Here is a 10140-nt window from a genome sequence, read left to right as displayed (position 1 = left end):
TGAAGGCGGTCCTGTCGGGCGAGTCGGACACCGAAACGATCCTCGAAGAAGCGTCGCTGGAAACGTCGAAAGAAGACGTCGCCGCGGCGTAAACTGGAGCCGGCCGCACCGCGCGAAAAAAAAGCGCGGGCGGCATTCGCGATCTGTCTGAAACATCAAGAAGGAAAAGGCGGCCATGTCGCAGAATCTCAAGGACGCAGCCCTGGACTATCACCGCTTTCCGACGCCGGGAAAGATCTCCGTCGTGCCGACGAAAGCCATGGCCAACCAGCGCGACCTCGCGCTCGCCTATTCGCCAGGCGTCGCCGAAGCCTGTCTGGCGATCGTCGAGGATCCCAACCAGGCCGATGAGTTGACGTCGCGGTCCAATCTCGTCGCTGTGGTCACCAATGGCACGGCGGTGCTGGGCCTCGGCAATATCGGCCCGCTCGCGGGCAAGCCGGTCATGGAGGGCAAGGGCTGCCTGTTCAAGAAATTCGCCGGCATCGACGTGTTCGACATCGAACTCGCGGAGAATGATCCGGACGCGCTGATCGAGACCATCGCCCGCATGGAGCCGACCTTTGGCGGCATCAATCTCGAAGACATCAAGTCGCCTGAATGCTTCTACATCGAGAAGAAGTTGCGCGAGCGCATGAAAATTCCGGTTTTCCACGACGACCAGCACGGAACCGCGATCGTGGCGGCGGCCGCGATCATGAACGGCCTCCATCTGGTGGGCAAGGACCTCGACAAGGTGAAGCTGGTCGCTTCCGGCGCGGGCGCGGCGGCGTTGGCCTGCCTCGACCTCATCGTCAGCCTGGGGCTGAGGCGCGAAAACATCACCGTGACCGACGCGAAAGGCGTCGTCTATGTCGGCCGTGAGGAGGGCATGGACGAGAACAAGGCCCGCTACGCGGTGCAAACCAACGCGCGCACGCTCGCGGACGTCGTGGAGGGGGCGGATGTTTTCCTCGGCCTATCGGCGGGCGGCGTGCTCAAGCCGGCAATGGTCCAGAAGATGGGTCCCAACCCGCTGATCTTCGCCATGGCCAATCCGACGCCCGAAATCCTGCCGGAAGAGGCGCTCGCTGTGCGGCCCGACGCGATCCTCGGAACGGGGCGCTCGGATTATCCCAACCAGATCAATAATGTCCTCTGCTTCCCGTTCATTTTCCGAGGCGCGCTGGATTGCGGCGCGACGACCATCAATGAGGAGATGAAAATCGCCACGGTGCGCGCGATTGCTGAACTGGCCCATGCCGAAATTCCGGAGGCCGTCGCCAACGCCTATGGCGGCGCAGGCCTGCGCTTCGGGCGGGACTATCTCATTCCGACGCCCTTCGATCCGCGCCTCATCGAAATCGTCGCGCCCGCCGTGGCGAAGGCTGCGGCGGATTCGGGCGTGGCGCGGCGGCCAATCGCGGATTTGGAGGCCTATCGCGAAAAGCTCGGGCGCTTCGTCAACCTGTCGGGCAATGCAATGCGGCCGGTGTTTGCGCTCGCCAAGAGGCGCCCCGGGACAGTGATCTATGCCGAGGGCGAGGACGAGCGCATTCTGCGCGCCGCGCAGGTGGTCGTCGATGAAGGGGTCGCGCGGCCTCTGTTGCTCGGCCGTCCCGAGGCGATCAAGCAACGCATCGAGGATTTCGGCTTGCGCCTGAAGCTTGGCGTCGATTGCGACCTGGCCGATCCGAACGATCCTGAAATCTACCGGCCAGCGGCGCAGGATTATTACGCCACGCATAGCCGGCGCGGCGTGTCGAACGCCTCGGCGGGCGGCAAGATGCGCGCGGGCGGCGCTTTGCTGGCGGCGACCCTTCTGCGGCTCGGCAAGGCCGACGCCATGCTTTGCGGCGTCACGGGCCGCACGTCGGATCATCTCGATTGCATTCGCGACGTCATTGGATTGCGCGAAGGCGTCCAGACGCTCGGCGTCATGCAGATGCTGATGCTGCAAGAGCGGCAGCTCTTCATCTGCGACACCCATGTCAACGAAGACCCCTCCGCCGAACAGATTGCGGAGATCGCCCTCATGGCCGCCGAGACGGTGCGGCGCTTCGGTCAGACCGCGCGCGTCGCGCTGCTGTCGCATTCGAGTTTCGGCAGCTCCAACTCGACGAGCGCGGCCAAGATGCGTCGCGCCCGCGAAATCGTGCTGTCGCGCGACCCGACGCTGATGATCGAAGGGGAGATGCGCGGCGACGCCGCCTTGTCGCCGGTCATACTCGACAACGCCATGCCGGAATCGGGTTTCGAGGGGCCAGCGAACATCCTCGTCATGCCGAACATCGAAGCGGCCAATATTTCTTATAATTTGCTTCGGGTTGCATCCGGGAACGGCATTACCGTCGGCGGCATATTGATGGGCGCGGCGAAACCGGCTCATATCCTGACACCTTCGGCCACCGTCCGGCGCATTGTGAACATGACCGCGCTCGCTGTCGCCGATACCGCGGCGCAGGAGGCTTCGCCATCGCCTGTCGCCGCCTCTGTGGTTCCGGCGTGATCAGGAGCGCAACATGACTGACGCCGGAACGCGTTGGGAACGCGGCCATCGTGTCGTTATCGTCGGCGGCGGCGCCGGCGGCCTCGAACTCGCGACGAGGCTCGGCGACAAATTCGGACGCAAGGGCGTCCTCGACGTTACGCTGATCGAGCGAGGCCGCACCCATGTCTGGAAGCCGAAGCTTCACGAGATCGCGGCGGGAAGCATGGACATGTCGGCGCATGAGGTGAACTATCTCGCCCATTCGCACTGGCATGGCTTCCATTATCGCATCGGCGAGATGATCGGCCTCGACCGCGCGCGGCGCGAGGTTCATGTGGCGCCCTATCTGGATTCGGAGGGCAGGGAGGTCACGCCGAAGCGCTCCATCGGCTATGACACGCTGGTGATCGCCATCGGCAGCCAGAGCAATGATTTCGGCACGCCGGGCGTGACGGAATTCGGCATGAAGCTGGAAAGCCAGGAAGACGCGGCGAGATTCCACGAAGCCATGGTCAACGCCTGCATCCGCGCCCACGCCCAGCAGACGCCCCTGCGCCCGGAGCAGTTGAAAGTCGCGATCATCGGCGCCGGGGCGACCGGCGTCGAGCTCGCGGCGGAGCTGCATCGGACGACGCGCGAGGTCGTCGCCTATGGCCTCGACCGGGTGGACCCCGACAAGGACCTCAAGGTCACGCTTCTGGACGCGGCGGACCGCATTCTGCCGTCGCTGCCGCCGCGGCTGTCGGCGGCGTCGGAAGAATTGCTGGGCCGCCTCGGCGTCCAGGTTCTGACGAGCGCCAAGGTCGCGCGGGTGATGCGCGATGGCGTGGAGCTGGACGACGGGCGCGTCATTCCGGCGGAGCTTGTGGTCTGGGCCGCCGGCGTCAAGGCGCCGGATTTCCTGAAGGATCTCGACGGACTCGAAACCAACCGCATCAACCAGCTTGTGGTCAGGCCGACGCTGCAAACGACGCGCGACGACAATATATTCAGTTTCGGCGACTGCGCGGCCTGCCCATGGATGGGACGCGACGCCATCGTGCCGCCGAGAGCGCAGGCCGCGCACCAGCAGGCCTCGCATCTTTACGCCCAGTTCAAGCGCATGCTGGCGGGCAAGCCGTTGCAGGAATACCAGTACCGCGACTTCGGCTCGCTCGTCTCATTGGGCGAATATAGTACGGTCGGCAACATGATGGGCGGGTTGATCGGCGGCAGCCTCATGGTCGAGGGGCTGTTCGCGCGCATGATGTATCTGTCGCTCTACAAGATGCACGAACTGGCGCTTCACGGGCCGGCCAAGGCGACGCTGGACACGATGGCGCGCATTATCACGCGGCGCACCGAGCCGCATGTGAAGCTGCATTGACGCCCCAGCGCGGCGACGTGGCGCTCCGGACCAGTTTGGGCCATTGCGACCAATGGCCCGCGCGGAGCCGTCTTCTCCTGGCGCGAAACGCGCGCCATGATGGGAGGGCAAGCTCGCGCCGGACGCGTCGGCCTCGCCGCCCGGGAATGTACTGGATCGATCCGATGGGGAGCCAGCCGTCGTCCGTTTCCGTAGACGCCGCCACCACGCCCTGGGGCGCGACGCGGCGGCTTTACCGGCGCGCATTATTCGCGGCGGCCAGCCTTGCTTTGGTGGCCCTCGCGGGCTGGCTCGGCTATGCGTTCGCCCTGCGGCTCGGCTTGCAGCGTCTCCACGAACTCGCCGTGCAGCGCCTCGAAGTAGAGGCGACCCTGCTCGACGGCCAGCTCGCGCGTTTCGCGTACCTGCCCTCGCTGCTGGAGGCCTCGCCCAACGTATTTCAACTGCTCGACAATCCGGACAATGCGGACCTTCAGCGTTCGGTGAGCGTCTATCTCAAATCGATCAACGCCGTGGCGGGCGCCGCCAATCTCTATATTCTCGACGCTTCGGGCCTGACGGTGGCCGCGGCTGATTTCCGCGAGCCTGGCACGCCATTCGGCCAAAACCTGGCGTTCCGTCCCTATGTCGTCGACGCGCTGGCGTCAGGCCGGGGACGCTTTTTCGGCGTGGGCATCACCAGCGGGCGGCCCGGATATTACCAGTCGTACGCGCTGGCGGCCGAGGGAAAAACGCGCGGCGTGGCGGCGGTCAAGGTCAATCTCGATTCGATCGAGCGCGGCTGGCGCGATGGCATCGGCGACATTCTGCTCGTGGACGAACATGATGTCGCTATTTTGGTGTCGCGCGACGAATGGCGCTATCGCCCGATCCGGCCTTTGTCCCTGAAGGTGCTGGAGGAGATTGCGAAGGCGCGGCCCTATGGCGGCGCCAATCTGAAGCCGCTGGGATGGACGGAGACGGCCGAGATCGGCGATAACTCGGCCCGCATCGTGACGGATGACGGCCACGCCTTCATGACCAGCGCGCGGAAAGTGAATGGCGGGACATGGCGCCTGATCGTCCTCGATGACGAGGCGCCGACCAGACAGATGGCGATGCTGGTCGGCGGACTGGCCGGACTTAGCGCGGCGGTGCTGCTGTTGGCGCTCAAGATCGCCGACCAGCGCCGACGCGAAACCCGCCAGAAGCTGGCGAGCCGCGCCGCGCTTCAGGCGGCCAATGACATGCTCGAAATCAAGGTGCAGGAGCGCACGGCGGAGCTTCGCGCGACGCAGGGCGAGTTGGTGCACGCCGGCAAGCTTGCGACGCTCGGGCAAATGTCGGCGGGCATTGTCCATGAACTGAACCAGCCGCTCGCCGCCATCCAGACCACGGCGGACAACGCCGCCGTGCTGATGGAGCGGGGCCATTACGACGACGCCCGCGACAATGTCGCCCGCATCGGCGCGCTCGTTCGCAGACTGGGGCGCCTGACGGGACAATTGCGGGTTTTCGCCTATAAGTCGGACGATCTGCTCGAGGAGGTCGATGTCGACAAGGCGCTTCAGTCATCGCTGACTCTTCTGCGCGCCCGCATCAGGGACGCCGCGATAGAGGTCACGACATCGGTTGATCCCGCCCTGCATGTCGTCGCCAATGAAGCGCGGCTCGAACAGGTTTTCACCAATGTGCTGGCCAACGCCATCGATGCGGTCGAAACGGTTGACACAAAGTCCCTCGACATTCGCGCCGCGCGGCAGGGCGACAAGGGCGTGATCGTCATCGCCAACAACGGTCCCGGCATTCCGCCGGACATGCTGCCACGCCTGTTCGAGCCCTTCGTGACGTCGAAGCCGCCGGGCAAGGGGTTGGGACTCGGCCTGATGCTTTGCGACCATATCGTGCGCTCATTCGGCGGGAGGATGACCGCGCGCAACCTCGCGCCCACGGGAGTGGAATTCGTGATTGAGATCCCTGTTCACGACGCTGCGGAGGGCGTGTGATGATGGACCAGCTTTCGATCGGCGTGATCTATGTCGAGGATGACGAAGACGTCCGCATCGGCGCGGTCCAGGCCCTCAAGCTCGCCGGCTTCGAGGTGCTGGCCTTTTCTTCCGCCGAACAGGCGGATGCTTCAATCCGCGTGGACATGCCTTTCATCGTCGTGGCCGATGTTCGCCTCGGCGGCAAGAGCGGGATGGAGTTTCTGTCGGGTCTGCGCCGGACCGATCCCGAACTTCCGGTCATTCTCGTCACTGCGCATGGCGATATTTCCATGGCCGTGGCGGCGATGCGGGCAGGGGCGTATGATTTCATCGAAAAGCCCTGCTCGTCGGAGCAGCTGGTCACGGTGGTGCGCCGCGCCGCCGAAAAGCGGCGGTTGACGCTCGAAGTCCGCGCCCTGCGGTCCGAACTCGCCGACCAGCGCGGGATCGAAAAAACCTTGCTCGGGCGCTCGCCGCAGATCAAGAAAGTCCGGCGACTGATCTCGACCCTCGCTGCGGCGAGCGTCGATGTCGTGATCTATGGAGAGACGGGAACCGGCAAGGATGTCGTCGCCAATTGCCTGCACAATCACAGCGAAAGGCGGCGCGGCAATTATGTCGCCGTGAACTGCGGCGGCCTGCCCGAGTCCCTCGTCGAGAGCGAATTATTCGGCCATGAGGTCGGCGCCTTCACCGGCGCGATACGCCAGAGGATCGGCAAGCTGGAATATGCCAATGGCGGCACGCTTTTTCTCGACGAAATCGAGAGCATGCCGCTGGGGATACAGGTGAAATTGCTGCGCGCGCTTCAGGAGCGCATGATCGAACGGGTTGGCTCGAACAAGCCCATTCCGGTCGATTGCCGTATCGTCGCGGCGAGCAAGGCGGACCTGCTTCAGATGAGCGACAAAAAATTGTTTCGCTCCGATCTCTATTACCGGCTCGGCGTCGCCTTCATCGAATTGCCGCCTCTTCGGGAACGCCGGGAGGACATCACGCTGCTGTTCGAACATTTCACGCTTGAGGCGGCAAGACGGTTCAAATGCGACGCGCCCATTGCCGATGAAAAGCTGGTCTCGCGGCTGCTGTCCTATTCCTGGCCGGGAAATGTCCGCGAGCTTCGCAATGTCGCCGACCGCTTCGTGCTCGGCGTCCTCAATGACACGATGATCGGCAGCCCGGACTTCGAAGCGATTGATCATTCCCTGCCGCGCCAGCTCGAAACGGTGGAGCGGGCGATCGTGGAAGACGCCTTGCGGAGAAAGAAGGGCGACATCAACGCGGCGGCGACGCTGCTGTGCGTCCCCAAGCAAACATTTTACGACAAGATCAAACGGCTCGCCATCGATGTGGAAGCGATAAGAGGGATATCAGGTAATGAAGCTGGATCTTGAACGTCGGCGGTCCATTCCGGAGACTGTCAGGATCGTCGTCGTCCATCCTACGCCGGTCGTCCGGCTGGGAATCGCAAAGGCGCTAGAAGTCGCCTATTCGCCTCAGGAAATCGACGCCCATGCCGATCTTTCCACTGTCGATGGGCTCTTGCGCTCAGACGCCCCTTTCTCGGCGGCGCTGGTCGATGCGCATGAATGGGGCGACCGCGCCTGCCCATCCAGTTTGACCGGCGTTCCGGTGGGCCTGATCGGCGCGGCGGGTTCGACGCCCTGCGCCCGTTTGATGCGCGGGCGAGGCTTGAAAGGCATTGTTTCCGTAACCGCCGGAGCGGAGGAATTTCTCAAGATCGCCAATGCGCTCGTCGCCGGTCGCGATTATTTTCCCGGCGTTACAAATCCCGCTCGATTGGGACTGGCGAGATTATCCCGCCGCCAGTTTGAAATTCTCGAATTGATGACGGGGGGCCTGCTCAACAAACAGATCGCGGGTCAACTCGGGGTATCGGAAGCGACCGTGAAGGCGCATGTCTCTTCAATTCTCGTCAAACTGAATTGCAGCCGTCGCACGCAAGCCACCACCGCCTATATGAGGCTCGCCGGTCTGGGCGGACGCCCGGCGACCGCTTGAAATAACGCGCGGCCCTGTGGGCGTAATGACGGATCGATTTCAGCGAGCTGGCGTTGTCGTATGAGACACCGGGGCGCGAAAACCATGCTTCTCCTGCTTCTGCTCATCGTCGTGCTGCTCCTGTTCGGGGGCGGCGGTTATTTCGGGCGGAGGGCGGGATGGGGGCCGCGCGGCTTCGGCGGTTTGCTCGTAACCGTGCTTCTCGTCATCCTGTTGATCTGGGCAGTCAATGAGCTGATCATGCCGCAGCCGCCCATGCCGGAAGGCGTGCCGTCCATCATTCGGTGAGCGGCGAGAAACGAGCCCGACAATGCCTGAATTCACCAGATCGCGACCGGCTGCGCCGAAGCCGGGGGACTATGTCGTCGTGCCGGGCTCGCAGGGACCGCGACGCGACTTCCGCATCAGCGTCGGTTTGCGCGAGGGCTGGGACCCCGAAGGTCGTGTGTTCGATGTTTCGGAGGCCGTGCGCACGGCTCGCGCCTGGATGAGGCGCCGCGTCGAGGCTGGCCAGCCGGCCTTGTCGGGAATGTTTACCCGCGCCGAAGTCACTTATGCCTGGCCGCGCGCCGACGGCACGGTCGGCTCGGATCGCGAACCCGTGGCCTTGTTCACGGGCGAGGCGGTCCATGCCTATCTCGGTCACCTCCCCGATGAGGCGATCGAGGCGATGCTCAATGAACTGGCGGTCGAACTTGGCGCGGCGCTCGGGCAAGAGCGCATCTATGTCGCCTTCGCCGACCGGACATGGATTTTGGACGCAGGGGAACAGGGGCGGTGACGATCGTGCAAGCAGAATGAAGCGCGCGGGTCCCTCAGCCCGTCGGAAGGGTTGGAGCGGACATTCCGAGGAGCCAAGAGGCGTTGAGAGACGCCCGTCTGTCGACGGGCTATGGCGGCGAAGCGCTCCGCGTTTCGGCGCATGGCAAGTCAGATAGAGGTCACGCAGATGTGAAGTCTTGCCTTCCGATATTGGTTTGCGATGGCGAACCCCGATTTTATGCTCGACGCCTTTCTGGGAGCGAATGCGAGCAGGCGACCATGACGGTGGCATTTCTTGTGACGAGCGATCTCGATCTCGCGCTGACGAAAGTCGCGGAGGGCCGCCCCGTGCTCTATTGCGGCCCGCATCAGGGCGTGTTCCGCTTCGAAAGCGTCAAGGCCGCCGCGCTGAGGCGCTTCCACGCGTCGTCCCGGCCCGCATGTGTTCTCGGTCTGCCCGAGGGCGAAGAGGCGGCCTTGCGCAAATTCCTCGTTGGCGCGTGAGGGAGATTTTCCTAGCGGTCAGTGCAAGGAGCCATGGGGCGTCGAAAGACGGGTGTCTTTTGACGCCTATAGCTCGCAATGACGGCCTCAATACAAGGCAGGTACCGTCTGCTTTATGTAAATCGTATCATGTCACCGTAATTTCATCGGGCAAGAGCGCATCTATGTCGCCTTCGCCGACTGCACATGGATTTTGGACGCAGGGGAACGGGGGCGGTGACGATCGCGCAAGCAGAATGAAGCGGGTGGGAGGAGGAATTCGGGGACAGGATTGAATTGCGCCTTATCGCATTTGTCATTTGGCTCGGCGATCGGGGGCGCAATTCATTCCTGTCCCCGAGTTCCCAAGTTAGTGCAATCGGTATCGTGTCACCGTAATTACGCCAACGATTGAAACGGACCTCCGCCACGCCCAAATCATTTTAATCCCCTATCGCCGGAGCCCGCGTTATGGTCGCTCAATTCAATCACACCATCGTCTGGTGCTCAAACCAGAGCGCCTCAGCCAAGTTCCTGGCCGAGATGCTGGGCCGGGCGGCGCCGACCCGCTTCGGCCACTTTGACGTTGTCGAACTGGACAACGGCGTCTCGCTAGACTTTGCCGACGTCGAGGGCCCGATTCGGCCGCAGCACTACGCCTTCCTGATCAGCGAAGCAGATTTCGACGCCGTCTTCAGCCGCATCGAGGATCGCGGCCTAAAATACTGGGCTGATCCGAGGGGTAGCCGGCCCGGCGAGATCAACCACAACGACGGCGGGCGCGGCGTCTATTTTCGCGATCTGGACGGCCATTACCTCGAAGTAATCACCCGGCCTTACGGCAGCGGCTGAGCGGAGTTTCTATGACATTTTAGTCAACTCCCCGCAATTTCGGGCAGGAAGGGGCGGAAGCGCACCGTAACTCCAGAAAAATTTATGCAATTGGTATCATGTCAACGTAATAGGCACGCAAGCCACGACCGCCTATATGAGGCTCGCCGATTTGGGCGGACGCCCGGCGACTGCTTGATATAGCGCGTGGCCTTATGGGCGTGTCGCGGCGTTTTGGG

At 63.3% G+C, this 10140-nt stretch carries 9 protein-coding genes; all 9 read left to right on the top strand.

What is annotated here, in order from left to right; genetic code table 11:
- Window positions 1-175 precede the first annotated feature (175 nt).
- The 9 genes from QZ409_RS16620 (at window position 176) to QZ409_RS16580 (ending at window position 9922) form a co-directional block, all read left to right on the top strand.
- Window positions 176-2488, top strand: coding sequence for an NADP-dependent malic enzyme (locus QZ409_RS16620; protein ID WP_296713507.1), 2313 nt, complete (start codon window positions 176-178; stop codon window positions 2486-2488).
- A gap of 13 nt (window positions 2489-2501) precedes the next feature.
- Window positions 2502-3836: an NAD(P)/FAD-dependent oxidoreductase gene (locus tag QZ409_RS16615; protein ID WP_296713505.1), complete on the top strand. Its 1335-nt coding sequence runs from the start codon at window positions 2502-2504 to the stop codon at window positions 3834-3836.
- 164 nt (window positions 3837-4000) lie between these two features.
- A complete protein-coding gene (locus QZ409_RS16610; protein WP_296713503.1) occupies window positions 4001-5821 on the top strand; it encodes an ATP-binding protein in 1821 nt (606 codons plus the stop codon).
- Entirely contained in the window at window positions 5821-7197 is a 1377-nt protein-coding gene (locus QZ409_RS16605; protein ID WP_296713501.1) for a sigma-54 dependent transcriptional regulator, read from the top strand. Before QZ409_RS16610 ends, QZ409_RS16605 begins: the two co-directional genes overlap by 1 nt.
- Window positions 7181-7825, top strand: coding sequence for a response regulator transcription factor (locus QZ409_RS16600; RefSeq protein ID WP_296713500.1), 645 nt, complete (start codon window positions 7181-7183; stop codon window positions 7823-7825). Before QZ409_RS16605 ends, QZ409_RS16600 begins: the two co-directional genes overlap by 17 nt.
- Window positions 7826-7909: 84 nt before the next feature.
- On the top strand, window positions 7910-8113 hold the full coding sequence (locus tag QZ409_RS16595; protein WP_296713499.1) for a DUF3309 domain-containing protein: 204 nt from the start codon (window positions 7910-7912) through the stop codon (window positions 8111-8113).
- Between the two features lie 22 nt (window positions 8114-8135).
- Window positions 8136-8606, top strand: a complete 471-nt coding sequence (locus QZ409_RS16590; RefSeq protein WP_296713497.1) for a hypothetical protein — start codon at window positions 8136-8138, stop codon at window positions 8604-8606.
- 260 nt (window positions 8607-8866) lie between these two features.
- A complete protein-coding gene (locus tag QZ409_RS16585) occupies window positions 8867-9091 on the top strand; it encodes a hypothetical protein (RefSeq protein ID WP_296713495.1) in 225 nt (74 codons plus the stop codon).
- A gap of 450 nt (window positions 9092-9541) precedes the next feature.
- Window positions 9542-9922: a VOC family protein gene (locus QZ409_RS16580; protein ID WP_296713494.1), complete on the top strand. Its 381-nt coding sequence runs from the start codon at window positions 9542-9544 to the stop codon at window positions 9920-9922.
- The last annotated feature ends 218 nt before the right edge of the window (window positions 9923-10140 follow it).

Origin of the sequence: Rhodoblastus sp., assembly GCF_019449565.1 — a bacterium.
Classification (GTDB): domain Bacteria; phylum Pseudomonadota; class Alphaproteobacteria; order Rhizobiales; family Beijerinckiaceae; genus Rhodoblastus.
The sequence above is the reverse complement of the archived record's forward strand: the minus strand, read 5'-3'. Positions and strand labels throughout refer to the sequence as shown.

Bases quoted from the DNA above. Each gene is read 5' to 3' on its own strand.
- QZ409_RS16600 (WP_296713500.1), top strand. From the start codon at position 7,181: ATGAAGCTGGATCTTGAACGTCGGCGGTCCATTCCGGAGACTGTCAGG.
- QZ409_RS16590 (WP_296713497.1), top strand. From the start codon at position 8,136: ATGCCTGAATTCACCAGATCGCGACCGGCTGCGCCGAAGCCGGGGGAC.
- QZ409_RS16580 (WP_296713494.1), top strand. From the start codon at position 9,542: ATGGTCGCTCAATTCAATCACACCATCGTCTGGTGCTCAAACCAGAGC.
- QZ409_RS16610 (WP_296713503.1), top strand. From the start codon at position 4,001: ATGGGGAGCCAGCCGTCGTCCGTTTCCGTAGACGCCGCCACCACGCCC.
- QZ409_RS16615 (WP_296713505.1), top strand. From the start codon at position 2,502: ATGACTGACGCCGGAACGCGTTGGGAACGCGGCCATCGTGTCGTTATC.
- QZ409_RS16585 (WP_296713495.1), top strand. From the start codon at position 8,867: ATGACGGTGGCATTTCTTGTGACGAGCGATCTCGATCTCGCGCTGACG.
- QZ409_RS16620 (WP_296713507.1), top strand. From the start codon at position 176: ATGTCGCAGAATCTCAAGGACGCAGCCCTGGACTATCACCGCTTTCCG.
- QZ409_RS16605 (WP_296713501.1), top strand. From the start codon at position 5,821: ATGATGGACCAGCTTTCGATCGGCGTGATCTATGTCGAGGATGACGAA.
- QZ409_RS16595 (WP_296713499.1), top strand. From the start codon at position 7,910: ATGCTTCTCCTGCTTCTGCTCATCGTCGTGCTGCTCCTGTTCGGGGGC.